The following is a 24,281-nucleotide window of genomic DNA, read 5'->3' as shown; positions in this document are numbered from 1 at the left end:
CCGAAGGGAACGAGGCCGTGAGCCCGTCCGCCGACCCGTCCGCCGCGCCGCACGCCGCCTCGGCCGATTCGCCCGCCGCCTCGCCGGCCGACCCGCCCTGCCCGTCCGCCGCGCCGCCGCCCCAGGGCCCGGGAGCCGCCGGCCCGGTCCGTACCGCGCCCGTCTCGGGGCTCCAGCGCGGGCTCTGGTTCCTCGACCGGTGGGACCCGCGGGCCGCCACGTACACCACGCCCTGGACGTACAACGTCACCGGCCCGCTCGACCTCGCACTCCTCCAGCGGGCCCTCGACGGCGTCGCCGCCCGGCACGAGGTGCTGCGCACCACCTTCGCCCTGCACCCCGGCGGGCCGCGCCAGCAGGTCCACCACACCCTCGCCCTGCCGCTCGCCGTCACCGATCTGCGCGGGCTGCCCGAAGCGGAACGCGCCGACCGGGCCGAGCGGTTGATCGCCGAGCGGGTCGCCGAGCCCTTCGACCTGACCACGGGGCCGCTGTTGCGCGCCGAGGCGTTCCGGCTCGCCGACGACCGCACCACACTCCTGTTCGTCGTCCACCACATCGTGTGGGACGGCTGGTCGGCGGAGGTCTTCGAGCGCGAACTGGCGGAACTTTACGGCGCGTCGGCCGAGCGGCGGACCCCCGAGCTGCCGGCGCTCACCACGCAGTACGCCGACTGGGCGGAGGAGGAGCAGCACACCTCGTACGAGGAGCACCTGGCCCACTGGAAGCGGACCCTCGACGGCGCCCCCACCCTCCTGGAGCTGCCCGGCGACCGGCCGCGGCCCGCCGAGCGCAGCCGGCGCGGGGCCACCGAGGCGTTCGCCCTCGCCCCCGGCACCGCCGCCCGGGTCCGGGCGCTCGCCGAGCGGGAGGGCGTCACCCCGTACACCGTCCAACTCGCGGCCTTCGCCTTGCTGATGGGCCGCTGGACCGGGGCCGCCGACCTGCTGGTCGGGACCCCGGTCACCACCCGCAACCGGCCCGAACTCGCCGATCTGCTCGGCTACTTCGTCAACCTGCTGCCGCTGCGCGTCCGGCTCGCCCCCGACGCCACCTTCCGCGGCCTGCTCACCGACCTCCAGGACGGTGCCTTCGACGCGTTCGGCTACCTCGACGTCCCCTTCGACCAGCTGGTCGACCTGCTGGGCACCACCCGCACCCCGCAGCACCCGCCCCTGGTCCAGGTGGTGTTCGGCGCCCATGCCGAGGACCGCAGACCGCTCGCGCTCGGCACGGCCGTCGCCGAACGCGCCGTCCGCTCCAACGGCACCAGCAAGTTCGACCTCACGTGGTCCGTCTTCGAGGGCAGTGAGGGCACTGAGGGCAGTGAGGGCAGCGGAGGGAGCGGGGGCGGCGAGGGCGCCGACGGCGGTGAGCTGCGCGGCGAGGTCGAGTACAGCACCGACCTCTTCGACGCCGGCACCGTCCGCCGGCTCGCCGCCGACTACGCCGCCCTCCTGGACGCGGCCCTCGCCGAACCGGACGCCACCGTCCTCCGGCTCACCTCCGCCGAGCGTCCGCACCGCCCCGCCCGGCTCGACCCGGGCCACTGCCTCCACCGGCTCTTCGAGCGCGCCGTCGACGCGCACGGCGACCGGCCCGCCGTGAGCGACCGCGACGGCACGCTCACCTACGCCGAACTCGACCGCCGGGCCAACCGGCTGGCCCACGCCCTGCTCGCCCGCGGAGTGCGCCCGGGCGACCGGGTCGGGCTGCTCCTGGAGCGCACCACCGCCGTACCCGCCGCGATCCTGGCCGTGCTCAAGACCGGCGCCGCCTACGTGCCGGTCGACCTCGCCGCCCCGGCCGACCGGGCCGCCCTGGTGTTCGGCGACACCGCCGTCACGCTGGTCCTCACCGACCGGCCCGACCGCGTCCCGGACGGCCCCTGGCAGACCCTCGACCTCACCGCCCGGGCCGAGGAGATCGCCGCCCACCCCGCCGAACGGCCGCCCGCCGCCGGCCGGCCCGGCGATCTCGCGTACCTCATCTTCACCTCCGGCTCCACCGGCCGCCCCAAGGGCGTCGCCGTCGCCCACGAACACGTCAGCCGTCTCCTCGACTCCGGCCGTGACCACTTCGGCTTCGGGCCGGACACCGCCTGGACGCTGTTCCACAGCTACGCCTTCGACTGGACCGTCTGGGAACTCTGGGGCGCCCTGCTGCACGGCGGCCGCCTGGTCGTCGTCCCGTACCTGACCAGCCGCTCACCCGACGAGTTCGCCGCCCTGCTCGACGAGGAACGGATCACCCACCTCTGCCTCACCCCCTCCGCGCTGCGCCAGCTCGAACCGGCGCTGCGCCGCCGTCCGCGCGCCCTGCCCGCACTGCGGTGGATCATGCTCGGCGGCGAGGCGCTCGACCCGGCCGTGGTCCAGCGCTGGCACGACCTCGACCCGCTGCCGCCCGCCCGGCTGTGCAACCTCTACGGCATCACCGAGACCACCGTCCACGTCACGATCCACGACGTCGCCGACGGCGGCGCCGGCTTCGCGCGCAGCCTGGTCGGCGACGCCATGCCGCACCTCACCGCCCTCGTCCTGGACGACTGGCTGCGCCCCTGCCCGCCCGGCGTCCCCGGCGAGCTGTACATCGGCGGCGGCAGCCTCGCGCACGGCTACTGGGACCGCCCCGGCCTCACCGCCGGCCGCTTCGTCGCCGACCCGTACGGCCCGCCCGGCGCCCGGCTCTACCGCACAGGCGACGTCGCCCGACGACTCCCGGACGGCGGCGGCCTCGAATACGTCGGCCGCGCCGACTTCCAGGTGAAGCTGCGCGGCTTCCGGATCGAGCTCGGCGAGATCGAGAACGCCGTCGCCGCCCACCCCGACGTGCACGCCTGCGCCGTCACCGTGCACGAGGACCGCCTCGCCGCGTACGTCACCGGGAGCTCACCGGCCGGGCCCGCCGACCTGCGGGCCTTCCTCGGCCGAACGCTCCCGGACTACATGATCCCGGCGAGCGTCACCGTCCTCGACGCGCTGCCGCTCACCGTCAACGGCAAGGTCGACCGCGCCGCGCTGCCCGCCCCCGACCGGGCCGCGGCGGCCACCGCTCCCGGCGCCGGCCGGGCCGGCCGGCACGTCGAGCCGCGCACCCCCGAGGAGGAGCTGTTCGCCGGTGTCTGGACGGAGGTCCTCGGCGTCCCCGGGATCGGCGTCCACGACGACTTCTTCCACCTCGGCGGCGACTCCATCCGCGCCGTCCAGCTCGCCGGCGCGCTCCACGACCGGGGCTGGCAGATCACCCTGCGGGACGTCTTCAACGCCCCCACCGTCGCCGAACTGCTGCCCCTGGCACGCCCGGTGGCCGCCGACCCCGCCGCCGACCGGCCGTTCGCGCTGATCGCCGACGACGACCGGGACGAACTGCCGCCCGGCATCGTCGACGCCTACCCCATGGTCTCCATGCAGCTCTCCATGGTCTTCCACATGGAGGTCGCCGGCGGCACCGACAGCTACCACAACGTCAACTCCTACCGGATCAGCGGCGACCTCGACGAGACCGCCTTCCGCCGCTCGGTCGGCGAGGCGATGACCCGGCACGCGGTGCTGCGCACCGGCCTCGACCTCTCCGGCTACGGCGAACCGCTCCAACTGGTGCACGGCACCCTGCCCGTGCCGGTCGAGTTCACCGACCTGCGCGGGGCGGGCGAGACGGAGCAGGACGAACGGATCCTCGCCGTCTTCACGCACCACCGGGACCGGCCCTTCGACCTCGCCGCACCGCCGCTCTTCCGGATCACCGTCCAGCGACTGGCCGACGACGCCTTCCAGCTCACCGTCTCCGAACACCACGCCATCCTCGACGGCTGGAGCTTCACCTCCCTGCTCACCGAGATCCTCGAACGGCACACCGCGCTCGCCGCCGACCCGTCCTCCGCGCCGACCCCGCCGCCGCGCACCGCCTTCCGCGACTTCGTCGCCGTGGAACGCGCGGCCGCCGGCGACCAGGACTCCCTCGCGTACTGGCAGCGGCGTCTCGACGGGGCCACCGGCCAGCTCTGGCCGGGCAGCGAGGACGTCCACGAACTGCCGCGCACGGTCGAGCGGGTGCTGCCCGACGCCCCCGCGCAGCTGCGCGCGGTCGCCGACGCGCTCGCCGTCCCCGTCAAGTCGGTCGCCCTCGCCGCCCACCTCCACGCCCTCGCCCGGATCACCGGCCGCCGTCGCGTCACCACCGGCCTCGCCATGAACGGCCGCCTCGAACGGCTCGGCGGCACCGAGGTCTACGGCCTGTTCCTCAACACCGTCCCCCTGGTCGCCGAACCCGACGAGGACGACCTGACGGCATTGGTACGGCACGTCCACCGCGAGGAGCTGGACATGATGCCGCACCGCCGTGTGCCCTTCGCCCGGCTGGCCCGGATGATGGCCGACACCGCGCTCGACAGCCAGTTCGGCTACCTGCGCTTCCATGCCCTCGGCCGCCTGAGCGCGGCCCGCATCGAAGACGGCCGCATCGGCTCCGAACCCACCCACCGCCACGAACCCAACAGCTTCGCCTTCGGCGCCTCCCTCATCCAGGACCCCGTCTCCCACCGCGTCCTCCTCGCCGTGGACCACCAGCGCGCGGTGGTGGACGACGCGACGGCCGAGACCTTCATCGACGCCTACACGGAAGCGCTGGCGCGCCTGGCGCGCTCGGCGGGCGGAGCGGGCGGGGCCTGATGGCCGACGGGCCTGAGTGGCGGCTCGCGCCGCGGGCGGTGCGGGGCGCCGTAGGCCGCCGCGGGGTCGTGGCGCGCCTCGTCCGGTGGCGGTGTACGCCGGCCGGGCGCAGCGCGTCCGGTACGCCGTCTCCGCTCGCCGGGCCGCGTGGCAGCTGCCCGGTGCCCCGGTCCGGTACGGCTCCGCGCGAGCCCGTGCGCCGCGGGTTCCGCGCGACGGTCCCACCGCGCGCGGTGGATCCGTCAAGGCCCGGTCACCAGCGGCGCACGCGGGCCCGTAGGCCCGGACCAGGGAGTGCGCGCACGGCGGTGCCGGCACCGTCCGCTGCGGCTGGCGGGCCTCCCGGCCCCGGGATGCCCGTGCCGTGCCGCCGGACGTGGGCCCACTCGACGGGGCGTTTCCGGCCGACGCGGGCAGCAGGTCGGCCGTGACGGCCCCGTTCCCTTCGCCCCCGACGCCCACCGCTCCCTCGTGATCCACCCCCGTCCCACCCAGCCACCCACCTACTCATCCATCCATCCATCCACCCCATCGACCACCGAGGAGTGCCCTCGCATGACCACCTTCGCCGAGCCGTCCGCCTCCACCTCCACTCCCACTCCCGCTCCCACCACCCCCGCTCCCGCTCCCGTCGCCGGCCTGCTGGGCCGCCTCCGGGGCGCTGTCGCCGCCCACCCCGGGCGGGCCGCCGTGCACGCCGTCGACGGAAGCCTGGACTTCGCCGCTCTGGACCGGCGGACCGACGCTCTGGCCCGTGCGTTGCGGGCGAGCGGGGTACGGCGCGGGGACCGGGTCGGGGTGCATCTGGCGCGGACGGTCGACCTGCCGGTCGCGCTGCTGGCGGCGTGGCGGGCCGGTGCCGCGTACGTGCCGCTCGATCCGGCCTATCCGGCCGAGCGGATCGCCTTCATGGCCGCCGACGCACGCCTCGCCGCCGTCATCAGCACCGACACCGCGCCGCCCGTCCCGGCGGGCGTTCCGGTGCTGCGCCCGGACGCCGCCGCCGACGGCCCGGCGGACGCGTTCGTCCCGCACCCGCTCGACTCCGCCTACGTCATCTACACCTCCGGCTCCACCGGCCGCCCCAAGGGCGTCGAGGTCCCGCACGGCGCCGTCGCCGCCCTCGCCGACGCCCTGGAGCGCAGCGGCGCCTACCGCCCCGAGCCCGGCGTCGTCGCCTGGAACGCCAGCGTGTCCTTCGACGCCTCCGTCCAGCAGTGGATCCGGATCTGCCGCGGCGACACCCTGGTGGTGATCGACGACGAGCGACGCGCCGAACCCGCCCGCCTCGCCCGGCTGCTCGCCGAACACGGCGTCACCGACCTCGACCTGACCCCCTCCCACTGGCAGCTGCTGCGCGAGCCGCTGGCCGGCGCCCGGGTGCCGCGGCTGTTCATGGGCGGTGAGCCCGTGCCCGCCCGGACCTGGCGCGAACTGGCCGACGGCGGCATCGAGGCGCTCAACCTGTACGGGCCCACCGAGTGCACCGTCGACGCGGTCACCGCCCGGATCACCGGCCCCGGCCCGCACCTGGGCGAGCCACTGCCCGGCGTCCGCGCCCACCTGCTCGACGACCGCCTCGCCCCGGTGACGGCCGTCGGCGCGGTCGGGGAGCTGTACCTGGCCGGACCCGGCCTGGCACACGGCTACCCGGGGCACGCGGGCCTCACCGCGGGCCGGTTCGTCGCCGACCCGTTCGCACCGGAGCCGGGCGCCCGGATGTACCGCACCGGCGACCAGGCCCGCCGCTCCGCCGACGGCCTCCTCGAATACGTCGGCCGGGTGGACCGCCAGGTCAAACTGCGCGGCTTCCGGATCGAGCTCGGCGAGGTCGAGCACGCGCTCGGCGCCCTCGACGGGGTCACGGCCGCGGCCGTCACCGTGTACGAGCCCGCGCCCGGCGACCAGCGGCTGGCCGGTTACGTCACCGGCGCGGCCGTCCGCCCCGACGACCTGCTCGCCGCGCTGCGCCGCACCCTGCCCGCCCACCTGGTGCCGGCCACCGTGACCGTACTGGAGGTCCTGCCGCTCACCCCGAACGGCAAGGTCGACCACCGTGCCCTGCCCGCCCCGGCGGCCGCCGCCGGCTCGGCGGAGACCTCCGGCGAGCCGGACGGGGCCGGGGGAGTGGACGAGCAGGTCGCCGAGGTGTGGCGCACCGTGCTCGGGGTGCCCGGCGTCCGGCCGACCGACGACTTCCTGGCCCTCGGCGGCCACTCGCTCGCCGCCCTCCGCGTCGTCCACCTGCTGCGCCGCAAGCTGAACGTCGAGCTCCAGCTGCGTCACCTCCTCGACGCCGCCGACCTGGCCGAATTCACCGCCGCCGTCCGCCGCGCCACCGCGGCCGGTCCGGCCGCCGCCCGTCCGGCCCTCACCGCCCGCCGGGAGGCCGTCCGATGACCACGGCCTTCCCCACCGCCACCGTTCGCGGCGCCGCCGTGCCGTCCGCGCGGACCGCCCGCCCCGCGCCCGCCGCGCGGACCGCCCGCCCCGCCCTCACCGCCCGCCGGGAGGCCGTCCGATGACCACCACCCTCCCCACCGCCCCGGGCGCCGCGCCCACCGCCCCGAGCGCCGCGCCCGCCGCGCGGGCCGTCCGTCCCCGCGTCGAGGGCGACTGGCTCCTCGTGCCCGCGCCCCAGCCGCACCGCCCCCTCCGGCTGTTCTGCTTCCCGCACGCCGGCGGCGACGCCACCGCCTACACCCCGCTGGCCCGCGCCCTCGCGCCCGTGGCCGAGGTGTGGGCGCTGCGCCCGCCGGCCCGGGGCGGCCGCAGCCGGCACCCGATGCCGCCAGACTTCGACGCCCTGGTGGCCGCCGTCACCGAGGCCCTGGGCCCCCATCTGACCGGCGGTGAGGGCGGCCGGTTCGCCTTCTACGGGCAGAGCTTCGGTGCCCTGCTCGCCTACGAGGTCGCGCGCGCCCTGCCCGCGGACCGCCGCCCCGACCTGGTGATCACGGCCGGTGCGCCGTCCCCGGCCGAATGGGCCGAGCGCGAGACCAGGGACCTGGACGCGTCCGCGCTCCTCCGGATGACCGGCCTGGAGGAGCTGGTCCGGGCCGATCCGGACCTGGTCGAGCTCGCCCTCGGGGCCATCCGCACCGACCTCGCCGTCAGCGCCACCTACCGCCATCGCCCGCACGCGCCGATCGGCTCCGCGCTCTACGCCCTCGCCGGAGCCGACGACCCGATGCTCGCCACCACCGGCGCGGCGGCCGGCCTCACCGGCTGGGCCGCCCACACCCGCGGTGCCTTCGGCCACCGCGTCGTGCCCGGCGGACACCTCCTCGCCACCGTCGACCGGCCCGGACCCGTCGACCTCCTCACCTCCCTCGTCACGCCCCTCATCACACCCACGGCGGACCGCCAGGCCCCCGACCCGTCCCGTACCGACCGCAGCAGCCTCCAGGAGCCGTCATGCTGACCACGACCACCACCACCGCCGTCGACCTCACCGACCCGGACCTGTGGGCCAGGACCGACACCCCGGCCCTGGTCGACGAGCTGCGCAGGGAGGCGCCCGTCCACCTCACCGACACCGTCGACGACGGCCCGGTCTGGTCGGTGCTCACCTACCGGGAGTCGGCGGAGGTGCTGCGCAACGCGGCCGCGTTCAGCTCGGAGTCCGGGTCGCTGCTGGGCGCGGGGCAGGGCAATGTGCCCGTCGGCTCGGGCCGGATGATGGCCCTCACCGACCCGCCCCGCCACCGCGAACTGCGCGCCCCCGCCAACCCGTTCTTCTCCAAGGGCGGTGTGCGCGGCGCCGCCCGCTCGATCACCGAGCGGGCCGGCGAGCTCTTCGACCGGGCCGTCGAGCAGGGCGAGGTGGACCTCGTCGACGTCGTCTCCGCGCTCCCGCTCGCCGTCATGTGCGACCTGCTGGACGTTCCCGAGAAGGACCGGGACATGGTCGTACGGGTCTGTGACGTGGCCTTCCTCGGCCGCACCCCGGAGGAGCGCCGGGCCGGGCACCAGCAGTTGATCCCCTACCTGCTGCACCAGGTGATGCTGCGCCGCTCCGACCCGCGCGACGACCTGATCTCCATGATGGCCACGTACAAGGTCGGCGGGCGGCTGCTGCCGGTCGAGGACGTGGTGCTCAACCTCGACAACATCGTGGTCGGCGGCGTCCAGACCGTCCGCCACACCGCTGCCATGGGACTGCACACCCTGGTGCAACGCCCCGACCTGTGGCGCAAGTTGCAGCGCGGCGAGGTCTCCATGGACTCCGCCGTGGACGAGCTGCTGCGCTGGACCTCGGTGGGCCTGCACACCCTGCGCACCGCAAGCCGGGACATCGAACTGGGCGGCCGGCAGATCCGCCGCGGTGACCGCGTCGCCGTGTGGGTGTGGTCCGCCAACCGGGACCCCGAGGCCTTCGAGGCGCCCGAGGAGATCAGGCTCGACCGCTCGCCCAACAAGCACCTCGCCCTCGGTCTCGGCGCCCATTACTGCATCGGCGCCCCGCTGGCCAAGGCCGAACTGAGCGCCCTGTACACGGCCGCGCTGGAGAAGGCGGCCGTCATCGAGCCGACCGGCCCGGTCCGCCACAACCGCTCGATCATCAACTTCGGCCTGGACCACTTCCCGGTCCGCCTGACCCCCAGGTGAGCCCGCGCGGCAGCGCCGTAACTGCCGCTCTCCTGCCGTCCCTTGTGCCGCTCACGTCCGCCCGGCGCCCCTACCTTCGAATCACACCCCCAAGGGACCTCTCACCTACGGAGATCACCATGAGCAACCCGTTCGAGGACGACAACGCCGGCTACCTGGTCCTGGTCAACGACGAGAACCAGCACTCGCTCTGGCCGGTCTGGATCGACGTGCCGGCCGGCTGGACCACCGTCCACGGCGAGGCCCCGCGCCAGGAGTGCCTCGACTGGATCGAGGCCAACTGGACCGACATCCGCCCGGCGAGCCTGCTCGCCACCCTCGACCAGCGGTGAGCGCCGCCATGCCGACCTGGGAGCTGAACCCCGGCCGCCCGGCCCTCGCCCACGCGCCGGCCGGCGCCGACCTCGCCGAGGCCTGTGCGTGGCTCAGCGAGAACGGGACGGCGCTGACCGCCGCCCTCCACGAGCACGGCACGCTCTTCCTGCGCGGGCTGCCGGTGACGACGAGCGCGGACGTCGCCGCCGTCCGCGACGTCCTGATCCCCGAGCCCACCCCGTACCGGGAGAAGGCCACCCCCCGCAGCGACTTCGGCGACGGCGTCTTCTCGTCCACCGACCTGCCGCCCGCCCAGTCGATCCGGATGCACAACGAGAACAGCTACACCCTGACCTTCCCGGGGCGGCTGCTCTTCGCCTGTCTGACCGCCCCCGAGGCGGGCGGCGCCACCCCGACCGCCGACGTCCGCAAGGTCCTCGCCGCGCTCCCCGACCACCTCGCGGAGCGGGGCCGGTCCTCCGGCTGGACCCTCACCCGGACGTATTCCGACTACGTCTCGCTCGGCTGGCGCACCGCCTTCGGCACCGAGGACCGCGCCGACGTCGAGGCGTACTGCCGGGAGAACGGCATCGCCTGGGAGTGGCTGGCGGACGGCAACCTGCGCACCAGCCAGCTGCGTTCGGCCACGGTCCACCACCCGCACACCGGGGAGGAGGTCTGGTTCAACCACCTCGCCTTCTGGAACGAGTGGTCGCTCGACCCGGACATCCGGGAGGCCATGGTCGACGAGTTCGGGCCGGACGGCCTGCCGTTCAACACCGGCTTCGGCGACGGCGAGCCGCTGTCCCGGGAGGACGTGGACGCCCTCAACGCGGCCTACGAGGCCGCCACCGTCCGCGAGACCTGGCAGGTGGGCGACGTGATGCTGGTCGACAACGTGCTCTGCGCGCACGGCCGTGACCCCTTCCGCGGCGACCGGAAGATCGCCGTCGCGATGGGCCGCCCCGTCGACCTGCGGGACTGCCGGCCCACGGTGCAGCCCACCGCCGCAGTCCCCGCCTGAGGCAACCCGAACCCATCCACGTCGTGACGTGAGCAGAGGAAGCACCGTGATCCCGGTTTCGTACGCACAACAGCGTCTCTGGCTGATCGACCAGATCGAAGGGCCGACCGCGCTCTACAACCTGCCGTTCGCGGTCCGCCTGCGCGGCACGCTCGACACGGCGGCCCTGCGGGCCGCGACGGCGGACGTGGTCGCCCGGCACGAGGCCCTGCGCACGGTGTTCCCGGTGGACGGGGGCGTGCCGGTGCAGCGGATCCTGCCGTCCGCGGAGGCGGAGACCGCCCTCGCGTTCGAGACGGTGGACTGCGCGCCGGACGACTACCCCGCCCTGCGGGACCGGGCCGCCGCCCACACCTTCGACCTGAGTGCCGAACTGCCCCTCCGGGTCACGGTCTTCTCGCTCACCCCCGGCGGCACCACCGCCGACACGGCCCCCGAACAGCCCACCGCCCACGGCGAGCACGTGCTGCTCGTCGTGCTCCACCACATCGCCGGCGACGGCTGGTCGCTCGGCCCGCTGCTGCGGGACCTCGCCGCCGCCTACGCCGCCCGCCTCGACGGCCGCGCTCCCGACTGGGAGCCGCTGCCGGTGCAGTACGCCGACTACACGCTCTGGCAGCGCGAACTGCTCGGCGAGGAGACCGATCCCGACAGCCTGATGAGTCGTCAGCTCGACTACTGGCGCGGGGCGCTGTCCGGTCTGCCGGAGGAGCTGGAACTGCCGGTGGACCGCCCCCGGCCGCCCACGCCGACCGGGGCCGCCGACGCCGTGCCGTTCGCCTACGGCTCCGAGCTGCACACCGCGCTCGCCGACCTCGCCCGCCGGCACCGCACCACCCTCTTCTCCGTCCTGCAGACGGGCCTCGCCGCGCTCTTCACCCGGCTCGGCGCCGGCACCGACATCCCGCTCGGCACCGGCGTCGCCGGCCGCTCCGACGAGGCACTGAACGACCTGGTCGGCTTCTTCGTCAACACCCTGGTGCTGCGCACCGACACCTCCGGCGACCCGTCCTTCACCGAACTCCTCGGCCGGGTCAGGGAAGCCCAGCTCGACGCCTTCGCCCACCAGGACGTGCCCTTCGAACGGCTCGTCGAGGAGGTCAGCCCGGCCCGCGTCCTCGGCCGCCACCCGCTGTTCCAGACCCTGCTCGTCCTGCAGAACCACGAGGAGGGCGAACTCGGCCTGCCGGGACTGGAGTCCGCGCCCGAACCGCTCGGCCTGCGGGTCGCCAAGTTCGACCTCAACATCGGCATCACCGAGCGGCACGACCCCGACGGCACCCCCGCCGGACTCACGGGATCGGTCGAGTACGCGGCCGACCTCTACGACCGGGCCACCGTCACCACCCTCTTCGAGCGCCTCGGCCGCCTCCTCGCCGCCGCGGCCGCCGACCCCGAGGCACCGATCGGCGCCCTCGACATCCTCGCCCCCGAGGAGCACGCCCGGCTGCGCGACGAGTGGAACGCCACCGTCACGCCCGTACCGCCCGGCTCGCTGCCGGAGCTGTTCGCGGCCCAGGCCGTCCGCACCCCGGACGCGGTCGCCCTCGCCCACGACGGCGGCACCGTCACCTACGCCGAGCTCGACGCCCGCGCCAACCGCCTCGCCCACCACCTGATCGCCTCCGGCGTCGGGCCGGAGTCGCCGGTCGCGCTGCTGATGGAACGCTCGGTCGACCTGGTCGTCGCCACCCTCGCCGTACTCAAGGCCGGCGGCTGCTACGTGCCCCTGCACGCCAGCCTGCCGCCGGAGCGGATGGCCGCGCTGCTCGCCGACACGGCCGCCCCCGTCCTGCTCACCGACCGCGCCGACCCCGGCTTCCCGCACACCGCCGTCGTGGTCCGCCCCGGCGACGAGAAGGCCGCCCCCGCGCACGACCCCGGACTTCCCGTCCACCCCGACCGGCTCGCCTACGTGATGTTCACGTCCGGCTCCACCGGCACCCCCAAGGGCGTCGCCGTCCGCCACCGCGACGTCGTCGACCTCGCCGCCGACCGGCGCTGGCAGGACGGACGGCACCGGCGGATCCTGCTGCACTCGCCGCACGCCTTCGACGCCGCCACCTACGAGCTGTGGACGCCGCTGCTGTCCGGCGGCACCGTCGTCGTCGCCCCGCCCGGCACCCTGGACGCCGCCGCCCTGCACGCCGTCGTCACCCGGCACGAGGTCACCGCCGTCTTCCTCACCAAGGCGCTCTTCGACCTGGTCGCCGAGCAGAACCCGGAGACCTTCCGCGCCCTGCGGACCGTCTGCACCGGCGGCGAGGCCGCCTCCGGCAGCCTGATGCGACGCGTCCTCGACCACTGCCCCGACCTGCTGCTCGCCCATGTCTACGGGCCGACCGAGGCCACCACCTTCGCCACCCACCACCCCCTCGCCCCCGCCGACCTGACCGGCCCCAGGCCGCCGATCGGCGGCCCGCTCGACAACATGCGCGCCCACGTCCTCGACGCCCGGCTGCGGCCCGTCCCGCCCGGCGTCCCCGGCGAGCTGTACGTGGCGGGGGCCGGCCTGGCCCGCGGCTACTGGCGCCGGCCCGCGCTGACCGCCGAACGCTTCGTCGCCGACCCGTCCGCGGCGGGGGAGCGGATGTACCGCACCGGCGACCTGGTCCGCCGCCGGGCCGACGGCGCCATCGAGTTCCTCGGCCGGATCGACGGCCAGGTCAAGCTGCGCGGCTTCCGCATCGAGCCGGGCGAGATCGAGGCCGTGCTCTCCCGCCACCCCGCCGTCCGCCAGGTCATCGTGGTCCCCCGCGAGGACCGCCCCGGCGACATCCGGCTGGTCGGCTACTGCGCGGTGCTCGGCTCCGTACACGAGGAGAACCCCGAACTCGGCTCCGAGATACGGCGGTTCGCCGCCGACACCCTGCCCGGCTACATGGTCCCCTCCGCCGTGGTCGTGCTGCCCGCGCTGCCGCTCAACGCCAACGGCAAGGTCGACCGGCGCGCGCTGCCCGCCCCCGAACGGGCCGCCGACACCTCCGGCCGCGCCCCGCGCGACGAGCGCGAGCGCGCCCTGTGCGCCCTCTTCGGCGAGATCCTCGGCATCGACGACATCACCATCGACGACGACTTCTTCGAACTCGGCGGCCACTCCCTCCTCGCCACCCGCCTGGTCGGCCGGGCGCGCACCGAACTCGGCGCCGAGCTCGCCATCGGCGACCTCTTCCGGGCCCCGACCGTCGCCGCGCTCGCCGCCCGGCTCGCCACCGACCCGGCCCGGCCCGCGCTCCGCCCCGAACCCCGGCCCGAGCGACTGCCGGTCTCCTTCGCCCAGCGCCGGCTGTGGTTCCTCGCCCGGGCCGAGGGCCCCGCCGCCACCTACAACGTCACCCTCGCCCTCCGGCTGACCGGCCCGCTGGACGCCCACGCCCTGGAACGCGCGCTCGGCGACGTCGTCGCCCGCCACGAGTCGCTCCGCACCGTCTTCGGCGAGCACGACGGCGTCCCTTACCAGCGGATCCTCCCCGCGCCGCCGGCCCCGCTGCTCACCGTCACCGACCACCCGGTGGAGGCGCTCGTCGGCCACACCTTCGACCTCGCCGCCGACATCCCGCTGCACGCCTATCTGCGCCCCGAGCCGTCGGCCTCCCCCGACGCGCCCGAGGAGCACGTACTGCTCCTGGTGATGCACCACATCGCCAGCGACGGCTGGTCCCTGCGGCCGCTCTTCCGCGACCTCGCCGAGGCCTACACCGCCCGGCTCGGCGGCGAACGGCCGGTGTGGGAGCCGCTGCCGGTCCAGTACGCCGACTACACCCTCTGGCAGCACAGGCTGCTCGGCGCGGACACCGACCCGGAATCGGAGGCGACCCGCCAACTCGCCCACTGGCGTGAGGCCCTGGCCGGCCTCCCCGACGATCTGCCGCTCCCGCTCGACCGCCCCCGCCCGGCGGCCGCGAGCCACCGCGGCGACGTCGTCCCGCTGGAGCTGGACGCGGACCTGCACGCACGGCTCGCCGAGCTGGCCGCCGCGCACGGCGCCACCCTCTTCATGGTGCTCCAGGCCGCCTACGCCACCCTGCTGCACCGCTTCGGCGCCGGCGACGACCTGCCGATCGGCACGCCGCTGGCCGGCCGCCTCGACCCGGCCCTCGACGACCTGGTCGGCTTCTTCGCCAGCACCCTGGTGCTGCGCACCGACCTCACCGGCCGGCCCACCTTCGCCGAACTCCTCACCCGGGTCCGGGAGACCGACCTGGCCGCCTACGCGCACCAGGACGTGCCGTTCGAGCGGCTCGTCGAAGAGCTCAACCCGGCCCGCTCGCTGGCCCGGCACCCGCTCTTCCAGGTGATGATCGCCTTCGACAACACCGCGGGCGGCGGCCCCCAGTTCCCCGGCACACACACCGCCTACGAGCCGCTCGGCCTGCCCACCACCGCCTTCGACCTCACCCTCAACCTCTCCGAGCGCCACCACCCGGACGGCACCCCGGCCGGCCTCGAGGGCGGGCTCGAGTTCGCCACCGACCTGTTCGACCGCAGCACCGCAGAGCGGCTCGCCGACGTCCTGCTCCTGCTCCTCGCCCAGGCCGCCGCCGACCCGCACCGCCCGGTCGCCGAGTTCGACGTCCTGGGCGAGGCCGGCCGCGCCGCGCTGGCCGAATGGCACGACACCGCCCGCCCCGGCCCGGCCGTTCTCGTCCCCGCCGCCTTCACCGCCCAGGTGACCGCCACCCCCGACGACACCGCCCTGGTCTTCGACAAGGCCCGATGGACCTACGCGGAGCTGGACGCGCGGGCGAATCGGCTCGCGCACGGTCTGATCGCCTCCGGGGTCGGCCCCGAGGACGTCGTCGCGCTGGCCCTGCCGCGCTCCGCGGACACGGTGGCCGCCCTGCTCGCCGTGCTCAAGGCAGGCGCGGCCTTCCTTCCGCTCGACGCCGCGTACCCCCGTGACCGCATCGCCCACATGCTCACCGACGCCCGCCCCGCGGCCGTGCTCACCGGCGCCGACTGGCCGCTGCCGGAGGTTCTGGAGGAGCTTGCCGGCCCCGTCGTCCTGGACGTCGACGAACGCCTCTGGGCCGAGCGGCCCGCCGAGGCCCCGCCCGTACGGATCGAGCCCGACGGCGCCGCGTACGTGATCTACACCTCCGGCTCCACCGGCCGCCCCAAGGGCGTGGTGGTGCGCCACGGCGGACTCGCCCACCTCCTGGCCTTCCACCGCGGCGAGACCGTCGCCGCCGCCCGGCAGGCCCACCCGGGGCGCAGGTTCAGGTTCGCCCAGACCGCCTCGTTCTCCTTCGACACGGCCCTCGAATCACTGCTGTGGATGGTCGCAGGGCACGAACTCCACCTGCTCGACGACGACACGCGCCGCGACGCCGCCGCCCTCGTCCGCCACGCCGAGGACACCGGCGCCGACGTCCTCGACGTCACCCCCGGACAGGCCGAGCGGCTGGTCGAGGAGGGCCTGCTCGACCGCTGCCCGCCCGCCCTCCTGATGGTCGGCGGCGAGGCCATCGGCCAGAGCCTCTGGGCCGCGCTCACCGCCGCACCCGACACCGTCGTGCTCAACATGTACGGCCCCACCGAGTGCACCGTCGACGCGCTGCACCACCGGCTCTCCGGCGACCCCCGCCCGCTCATCGGCCGCCCGCTGCCCCACCTCCGCGCCCACGTCCTGGACGCCGGACTGCGGCCCGTCCCGCCCGGCGTCCCCGGCGAGCTGTATCTGAGCGGCGCCGGCCTGGCCCGCGGCTATCTGGGCCGCCCCGCGCTGACGGCCGAGCGGTTCGTCGCCGACCCGTTCGCCGCCGGGGAGAGGATGTACCGCACCGGCGACCTCGCCCGGCGCCGCCCGGACGGCCAGGTCGAATACCTGGGCCGCACCGACCACCAGGTCAAGGTGCGCGGCTTCCGGATCGAGCTCGGCGAGATCGAGACCGTCCTCACCGCCCACCCCGACGTGCTCCGGGCCGCCGTCCTGGCGACCGACGAGGGCACCGCAGGCACGGCCGCCGGCACCCGCCTCGCCGCGTACGTCGTGACGCGCACCCCGCTCGACCCGGCCGCGCTGCGCGCCCACGCGGCCGCCGCCCTGCCGGACCACATGGTCCCCGCGGCCTTCGTGACCCTCGACGCGCTGCCGCTCACCGTCAACGGCAAGCTCGACCGGTCCGCGCTGCCCGCCCCCGACTTCGCGGCGGCCACCGGCGGCGGCCGCGCCGCCCGAACGGCCCGGGAGGAGATCCTCTGCGGCCTGTTCGGCGAGGTGCTCGGCGTGACCGGTCCGGTCTCGGCCGACGACGACTTCTTCGCCCTCGGCGGGCACTCGCTCCTCGCCACCCGGCTCCTCAGCAGGATCCGCGCGGCGCTCGGCGCCGAACTCGGCATCCGGGACGTCTTCGAGGCGCCGACGGTGGCCGGTCTGGCCCAGCGGCTCGACGGCGCCGGATCCCGGCTCGCGCTGACGCCCGGCGAGCGGCCGGACCTGCTGCCGCTCTCCTCCGCCCAGCGGCGGCTCTGGCTGATCGACCGCATGGAGGGGCCGAGCGCGCTCTACAACATGCCGCTCGCGCTGCGCCTCACCGGCCCGCTCGACCCGGCCGCACTCGAACTCGCCCTCGGCGACCTGGCCGTACGGCACGAGATCCTCCGCACCGTCATCGCCGAGCGGGACGGCGAGCCCCATCAGCTGGTCCTCGCCCCCGCCGACGCCGTGCCGCCCGTCGAACGGCGCGACTGCGCCCCCGACGCCGTGGACGCCGAGGTCGACCGCGCCGCCCGCCGGCCCTTCGACCTGGCCGCCGAGCCGCCCGTCCGGGTCACCCTGCTCCGGGTCGCCCCGGAGGACCACGTCCTGGTCGTCGCCCTCCACCACATCGTCGGCGACGGCTGGTCCATGGGCCCGCTGTTGCGCGACCTGGCCGCCGCCTACACGGCCCGCCGCGACGGCGCGGAGCCGGAGTGGCAGCCGCTGCCGGTGCAGTACGCCGACTACGCGCTCTGGCAGCGCGAGCTGCTCGGCGACGAGGACGACCCGGAGAGCCTGGTCTCCCGCCAACTGGACTACTGGCGCGAGACCCTGAGCGACCTCCCCGAGGAGCTGACGCTCCCCGTCGACCGGCCGCGCGGAGCGCGCGCCGACCACCGCGGCGACCGCGTCGCCCTCCCCATCGACGCCGAACTCCACCGCTCGCTCCTCGCGTTGTCCCGCGAGCACCGGGTCACCCTGTTCATGACCTTCCAGGCGGCCCTCGCCGCGCTGCTCACCCGGCTCGGCGCCGGCACCGACGTGCCGATCGGCTCGGTGGTCGCCGGCCGCTCGGACGAGGCACTGGACGACCTGGTCGGCTTCTTCGTCAACACGCTGGTGCTGCGGACCGACACCTCCGGCGACCCGACCTTCGTTGAACTCCTCGGCCGGGTAAGGGAGACCGGCCTCGGTGCCTACGCACACCAGGACGTTCCCTTCGAGCGGCTGGTCGAGGAACTCAACCCGGCCCGGTCGCTGGCCCGCCACCCGCTCTTCCAGGTGGCGATGGTCCTCCAGTCGATCGCCGGGGCCGAGCCCGCGCTGACCGGGCTCGACGCCGAGGCGCTGGCGGCGGACACCGGGGTCGCCAAGTTCGACCTCAACGTGACGCTGGAGGAGTTCTTCGGCCCCGACGGCGCCCCCGCCGGCCTGGACTGCGCGATCGACTTCGCCACCGACCTGTTCGACCGGGAGACCGTCGAGTCCCTCGCCGCCCGCTTCGGCCGGCTGCTCACCGCGGTGACGGCCCGGCCCGACCAGCGGATCGGCCGCGCCGACCTGCTGGCCCCGGACGAGCGCACCGCACTCCTCGGCGGCCACCGGCCGCTGCCCGCCGTACCGCCGCTCGTCCCGGCCGCGTTCGCCGCCCAGGCAGCGGCCACACCGGACCTCACGGCCCTGGTGTACGAGGACACCCGGCTGGGCTACGCGGAGCTGGACGCGCGGGCGAACCGGCTCGCGCACGGTCTGATCGCCTCCGGGGTCGGCCCCGAGGACGTCGTCGCGCTGGCCCTGCCGCGCTCCGCGGACACGGTGGTCGCGGTGCTCGCCGTGCTCAAGGCAGGCGCGGCGGTCCTTCCGCTGGACGCCGAGTACCCGCGGGAGCGCACCGCCCACATGCTGGCCGACGCCCGGCCGGCGGCCGTGCTCACCGGCGCCGGCTGGCCGCTGCCGGAAGCCCTGGAAGGGCCGGACGGTCCTGTCGTCCTGGACGTCGACGAGCGGTACTGGGCCGAGCGGCCCGCCGAGGCCCCGCCCGTACGGATCGAGCCCGACGGCGCCGCGTACGTGATCTACACCTCCGGCTCCACCGGCCGCCCCAAGGGCGTCGTGGTGAGCCACGGCTCGCTCGCCGCCCTGCTGGCCGCTCACCGGTCGGAGACCTTCGGCGAGCCCGAGCGGGCGCACGGCCGGCTCCGCGCCGCGCTGACCGCCTCGCTCTGCTTCGACGCCTCCTGGAACGGCCTGCTGTGGATGGTCGCCGGCCACGAGCTGCACCTGATCGGCGCGGACCTGCGCCGCGACCCCGCCGCCCTGGTCCGGCACATCCGTGAGACCGGCGTCGACGCCGTCCAGTTCACCCCCACGTACGCCGAACAGCTCATCGAGCACGGCCTTTTGGAGGCGCCCGCGCCCCGCGTGGTGCTGCTCGGCGGCGAGGCGGTCGGGCAGGCGCTGTGGACCCGGCTGCGCGAGGCCCCGGCGACCACCGGCCACAACCTCTACGGGCCCACCGAGTGCACCGTCGACACCCTGCTCCAGGCGTACGCCGACGCCGAACGCCCCACCCTCGGCCACAGCGTCCTCGGCACCCGCGCCTACGTCCTGGACGAGCACCTGAACCCGGTGCCCGCCGGAGTGCCCGGCGAGCTGTACCTGTCCGGCGCCGGCCTGGCCCGCGGTTACCTCGGCCGGCCGGCGCTGACCGCGGAGCGCTTCGTCGCCGACCCGTTCGCCGCCGGGGAGAGGATGTACCGCACCGGCGACCTGGTCCGCCGTGCCCGCGACGGCCGGATCGACTATCTGGGCCGCACCGACCACCAGGTCAAGATCCGCGGCTTCCGGATCGAGCCCGGCGAGATCGAGCAGGTGCTGACCCGGCACCCGGCCGTCCGCCAGGCCGTGGTCACCCCGCACGAGAGCGCGGACGGCGACCGCCGTCTGGTCGCCCACTGCGCGGTCACCACGCCCGTCCCCGAACTCGCCCTGGAACTGAAGCGGTTCGCGGCGGAGGCACTGCCCTCCTTCATGGTGCCCGCGGCGGTCGTCACCCTCGACGCGCTGCCGCTCACCGGCAGCGGAAAGGTCGACCGGCGAGCCCTGCCCGCCCCCGACTTCCAGCTCTTCACCGGCGGCCGGGCCCCCCGCACGGCGCGCGAGCAGCTGCTCGGCGACCTGTTCGGCGAGGTGCTCGGCGGCACCGGACCCCTCTCGATCGATGACGACTTCTTCGCCCTCGGCGGGCACTCGCTGCTCGCCATGAAGCTGGTCAGCCGGGTCCGTACGGTGTTCGCCGCCGAGATCGGCGTCCGGGACGTCTTCGAGGCGCCGACGGTGGCCGGTCTGGCCCAGCGGCTCGACGGCGCCGGGGCGCGGCTCGCCCTGACGGCCGGCGAGCGACCCGACCTGCTCCCGCTCTCCTTCGCCCAGCGGCGACTGTGGCTGATCGACCGCATGGAAGGCCCCAGCGCCCTCTACAACCTCCCCCTCGCCCTGCGCGTCACGGGTCCGCTCGACCCGGACGCACTCGAACTCGCCCTCGGCGACCTGGTCGTACGGCACGAGATCCTGCGCACCCTGGTCGGCGAGCAGGACGGGGAACCCCGGCAGCGGATCGTCCCGCCCGCCGAGGCCCGGGTCACCTTCGACCGCCGCACCACCCGGCCCGCCGACCCGGCGGCCACCCTCGCCGAGTGCACCGCCATCCCCTTCGATCTGGCCGGTGAACTCCCCATCCGGACACACCTGTTGCCGCTGGGCGCCGACGAGCACCTGCTCGTCCTCGTGCTGCACCACATCGCCGGCGACGGCTGGTCCATGGACCCGCTGCTGCGCGACCTCGCCGCCGCGTACGCTGCCCGTCGCGACGGCGCGGAGCCCGAGTGGCAGCCGCTGCCGGTGCAGTACGCCGACTACGCGCTCTGGCAGCGCGAGCTGCTCGGCGACGAGGACGACGAGGACAGCCTGGTCTCCCGCCAGCTCGCCTACTGGCGGGACGCCCTGGCCGACCTTCCCGAGGAACTCTCGCTCCCGCTGGACCGCCCGCGGCGGGCGGACAGCGGCCACCGCGGCGACCGTGTCGTCGTCCCGCTCGGTGCCGAACTCCACCGCTCGCTGGTCGACCTGTCCCGCGAGCACCGGGTCACCCTGTTCATGACCCTGCAGGCCGGGCTCGCCGCGCTGCTCACCCGGCTCGGCGCCGGCACCGACGTGCCGATCGGCTCGGTGGTCGCCGGCCGCACGGACGAGGCGCTCGACGACCTGGTCGGCTTCTTCGTCAACACGCTGGTGCTGCGGACCGACACCTCCGGCGACCCGACCTTCACCGAGCTCCTGGGACGGGTGCGGGAGACCCAGCTCGACGCCCACGCCCACCAGGACGTGCCCTTCGAGCGGCTGGTCGAGGAACTCAACCCGGCCCGCTCACTGGCCCGCCACCCGCTGTTCCAGGTGATGCTGCTGCTCCAGGGAGGAGGGCGGGGCGGGGCCGGGGACGGGGGTGACGGCGGGGCCGGGGACGGGGCGCTCGACCTGGCCGGCCTGACGGCCACCGTCGAACCGGTCGGCGGATACGTCGCCAAGTTCGACCTCTCCATCGCCATGGGCGAGTCCTTCGACGCCGACGGCGCGCCCGCCGGACTGGAGTGCGCGATCGACTTCGCCACCGACCTCTTCGACCGGGAGACCGTCGCCTCCATGGCGGTCCGGCTGGGCCGCCTGCTGACGGCGGCGGCCGCCCGGCCAGATGGACCGATCGGCCGGATCGACCTGCTCTCCGCCGCCGAGCGCACCGAACTCCACCACCCGGGCGCGGCGTTGCCGACGGACGTCCCGCTGCTGCCCGCCGCCTTCGAGGCCCAGGCGGCCCGTACCCCGGACGCGACCGCCCTGGTCGCGGGGGACGCCCGGCTCAGCTGGAGCGAGCTCAACGCCCGCGCCAACCGACTCGCCCACCGCCTCACGGCGGCCGGTGCCGGACCCGAGTCGCTGGTCGCCCTCGCCCTGCCGCGCTCCGCGGAGAGCGTGATCGCCCTGCTCGCCGTGCTCAAGGCGGGCGCCGCCTCGCTCCCGCTCGACGCCGAGCACCCGTCCGACCGTACCGCCGCCATGCTGGCCGACGCCGCGCCCACGCTCGTCGTCGCCGGCGACGGTTGGCCACGGCCCGAACTGCTCACCGGCCTGCCCGTCCTCACCGTGGAACCGGACCGCGCCGCCCAGCCGGACCCCCTCACCGAGCCGGACGGGCCCGTCCCCGCCGCCGAGCCGGACGGGCCCGTCCCCGCCGCCGACAACCCGCCGGCCCGCGCCAGTGCCTCCGACGCGGCCTACGTCATCTACACCTCCGGCTCCACCGGCCGCCCCAAGGGCGTCATCGTGAGCCACGGCTCGATCGCCGCACTGCTCGCCTCGCACCGCTCCCCGACCGGACCGATCGGCGCCACCGAGCACCGGCACGGCGGCGGCCCGCGGCGCGTCGCGCTCACCGCCTCGCTCGGCTTCGACGCCTCCTGGGACGGCCTGCTCTGGCTGATCGCCGGCCACGAGCTGCACCTCATCGGCGACGAGATCCGCCGCGACGCCGCCGCGCTCGTCCGGCACGTCCGGACGGAGTCCCTCGACGTCCTGGAGGTCACCCCCTCCTACGCCGAACAGCTCGTCGAGGAGGGCCTTCTGGAGGCACCCGCGCCCCGCGTGGTGCTGCTCGGCGGCGAGGCGGTCGGGCAGGCGCTGTGGACCCGGCTGCGCGCGGCGCCCGCGACGACCGCGCACAACCTCTACGGCCCCACCGAGTCCACCGTCGACGCGCTCACCCAGCCGTTCGCCGCCACAGGGCGCCCGACCCTGGGCCGCACCGTCCTCGGCACCCGCGCCTACGTCCTGGACGAGCACCTGAACCCCGTCCCGCCCGGCGTCCCCGGTGAGCTGTACCTGGCCGGGGCCGGTCTCGCCCGCGGCTACCTCCGCCGGCCCGCGCTGACCGCCGAGCGGTTCGTCGCCGACCCGTACGTGCCGGGGGAGAGGATGTACCGCACCGGCGACCTGGTCCGCCGCGCCCGCGACGGCGGCCTCGACTACCTGGGCCGCACCGATCACCAGGTCAAGATCCGGGGCTTCCGGATCGAGCCCGGCGAGATCGAGCACGTCCTCACCCGCCATCCCCGGGTGCTCGCCGCCACCGTGACGGTCCACGACGACCCCGACGGCACCGCCGGTCCCCGGCTCGTCGCCCATGTCGTGGCGGACGGCCCGCTCGATCCGGCCGAACTGCGCTCCTTCGCCGCCGAGTCGCTGCCCGGCCACATGCTCCCGGCCGCCGTCGTCCCGCTCGACGCCCTGCCGCTGACCGCCAGCGGCAAGGTCGACCGGCGCGCCCTCCCCGCCCCCGACTTCTCCTCCTCGCCCACCGGCCGGGCACCCCGGACACCCCACGAGGAGCTGCTCTGCGGACTCTTCGCCGAGGTCCTGGGCCTTCCGGCCCCGGTCTCGATCGACGACGGCTTCTTCGACCTCGGCGGCCACTCGCTCCTGGCGATGAAGCTGCTCGGACGGATCCGCACCGCACTCGGCGCCGACCTCGGCATCCGGGTGCTGTTCGAAGCACCCACCGTGGCCGCCCTCGCCCGCCGCCTCGATCCCTCGACCACGACGGCCGGCGACACCCGAGACGCCCCCAGCGCCCCCAGCGCTCTCGACGTGCTGCTCCCGCTGCGCGCCCGAGGCACCAAGCCACCGCTGTTCTGCGTCCACCCCGCCGCCGGCATCAGCTGGGTCTACTCCGGGCTGCTGCGCCATCTCGACCCCGACCGTCCGGTCCACGGCCTCCAGGCGCGCGGACTGCGCGGCGGCTCCCCGTCCTCCGTCACCGAGATCGCCGAGGACTACGTACGGGAGATCCGCGCCGTCCAGCCGGAGGGGCCGTACCACCTGCTCGGCTGGTCGTTCGGCGCGGTGGTGGCGCAGGCGATGGCCGTCGCCCTCCAGTCGGCGGGCCAGGAGGTGGCCCTGCTCGCCCTCCTCGACGGCCTGCCGGCCGACCCCGCCCGGTACACCGCCGCCGGCACACCGTCCTCCCCCTCCCTCCCCTCCGTCGCCGACGACCCGGTCGACACACTCGCCGAGCTGCTGGTCTCGCTCGGCCACGACCCCGCCGACCGGCGCGGTCAGGACGAGCTCACCGCACTCCTCGGCGACGCCGCCGACGTCCTGCCCGACGTCTTCGAGCAGCACCGCAAACTGATGGCCGAGCACATGCCCGACCGCTACCGCGGCGACGCCGTCTTCTTCGGCGCCACCCTCGACAAGCCGGCCGACTGGCCCTACGCGGCGGCCTGGCACCCGTATGTCGACGGCCGCGTCGAGGACCACCGCGTCCCCTGCACCCACGGCGCCATGACGCGACCGGAGCCCGTCGCACGGATCGCCGCCGTGCTCGCCGAGAAGCTTGGAGAGTGACCCG

8 protein-coding genes are annotated in these 24,281 nt (G+C 75.4%); all 8 read left to right on the top strand.

Annotation, left to right across the window (positions count from 1 at the left end; all coding sequences use genetic code 11):
* Window positions 1-17: 17 nt before the first annotated feature.
* The 8 genes from ACFY7C_RS04755 to ACFY7C_RS04720 all read left to right on the top strand — a co-directional run bounded on the left by ACFY7C_RS04755 (window position 18) and on the right by ACFY7C_RS04720 (window position 24,277).
* Window positions 18-4,670 carry an amino acid adenylation domain-containing protein gene (locus ACFY7C_RS04755; RefSeq protein WP_389643715.1) on the top strand — a complete coding sequence of 1,551 codons (4,653 nt, stop codon included), beginning with the start codon at window positions 18-20 and terminating at the stop codon, window positions 4,668-4,670.
* A gap of 555 nt (window positions 4,671-5,225) precedes the next feature.
* On the top strand, window positions 5,226-7,070 hold the full coding sequence (locus ACFY7C_RS04750; RefSeq protein ID WP_389643712.1) for a non-ribosomal peptide synthetase: 1,845 nt from the start codon (window positions 5,226-5,228) through the stop codon (window positions 7,068-7,070).
* Window positions 7,067-7,195, top strand: a complete 129-nt coding sequence (locus ACFY7C_RS04745; protein WP_389643709.1) for a hypothetical protein — start codon at window positions 7,067-7,069, stop codon at window positions 7,193-7,195. Before ACFY7C_RS04750 ends, ACFY7C_RS04745 begins: the two co-directional genes overlap by 4 nt.
* Complete coding sequence (locus ACFY7C_RS04740; protein ID WP_389643706.1) at window positions 7,192-8,094, top strand: thioesterase II family protein; 903 nt, start codon at window positions 7,192-7,194, stop codon at window positions 8,092-8,094. Before ACFY7C_RS04745 ends, ACFY7C_RS04740 begins: the two co-directional genes overlap by 4 nt.
* Window positions 8,088-9,281, top strand: coding sequence for a cytochrome P450 (locus ACFY7C_RS04735; RefSeq protein ID WP_389643703.1), 1,194 nt, complete (start codon window positions 8,088-8,090; stop codon window positions 9,279-9,281). The genes ACFY7C_RS04740 and ACFY7C_RS04735 overlap by 7 nt, the downstream gene beginning before the upstream one ends.
* A 119-nt stretch (window positions 9,282-9,400) precedes the next feature.
* Window positions 9,401-9,613, top strand: a complete 213-nt coding sequence (locus tag ACFY7C_RS04730) for an MbtH family protein (protein ID WP_128984835.1) — start codon at window positions 9,401-9,403, stop codon at window positions 9,611-9,613.
* 8 nt (window positions 9,614-9,621) lie between these two features.
* Window positions 9,622-10,620, top strand: a complete 999-nt coding sequence (locus tag ACFY7C_RS04725) for a TauD/TfdA family dioxygenase (protein WP_389643699.1) — start codon at window positions 9,622-9,624, stop codon at window positions 10,618-10,620.
* Window positions 10,621-10,666: 46 nt separating this feature from the next.
* The gene (locus ACFY7C_RS04720) at window positions 10,667-24,277 is read left to right on the top strand and encodes an amino acid adenylation domain-containing protein (RefSeq protein WP_389643696.1); all 13,611 of its coding nucleotides are present in this window, start codon (window positions 10,667-10,669) and stop codon (window positions 24,275-24,277) included.
* Window positions 24,278-24,281 lie beyond the last annotated feature (4 nt).

Origin of the sequence: Streptomyces sp. NPDC012769, assembly GCF_042901205.1 — a bacterium.
Taxonomy (GTDB): Bacteria; Actinomycetota; Actinomycetes; order Streptomycetales; family Streptomycetaceae; genus Streptomyces.
The sequence above is the reverse complement of the archived record's forward strand: the minus strand, read 5'-3'. Positions and strand labels throughout refer to the sequence as shown.

What these genes read in the sequence shown, in the direction of transcription:
- ACFY7C_RS04750 (WP_389643712.1), top strand. Translation starts at nt 5,226, where the DNA reads ATGACCACCTTCGCCGAGCCGTCCGCCTCCACCTCCACTCCCACTCCC.
- ACFY7C_RS04745 (WP_389643709.1), top strand. Translation starts at nt 7,067, where the DNA reads ATGACCACGGCCTTCCCCACCGCCACCGTTCGCGGCGCCGCCGTGCCG.
- ACFY7C_RS04740 (WP_389643706.1), top strand. Translation starts at nt 7,192, where the DNA reads ATGACCACCACCCTCCCCACCGCCCCGGGCGCCGCGCCCACCGCCCCG.
- ACFY7C_RS04735 (WP_389643703.1), top strand. Translation starts at nt 8,088, where the DNA reads ATGCTGACCACGACCACCACCACCGCCGTCGACCTCACCGACCCGGAC.
- ACFY7C_RS04730 (WP_128984835.1), top strand. Translation starts at nt 9,401, where the DNA reads ATGAGCAACCCGTTCGAGGACGACAACGCCGGCTACCTGGTCCTGGTC.
- ACFY7C_RS04725 (WP_389643699.1), top strand. Translation starts at nt 9,622, where the DNA reads ATGCCGACCTGGGAGCTGAACCCCGGCCGCCCGGCCCTCGCCCACGCG.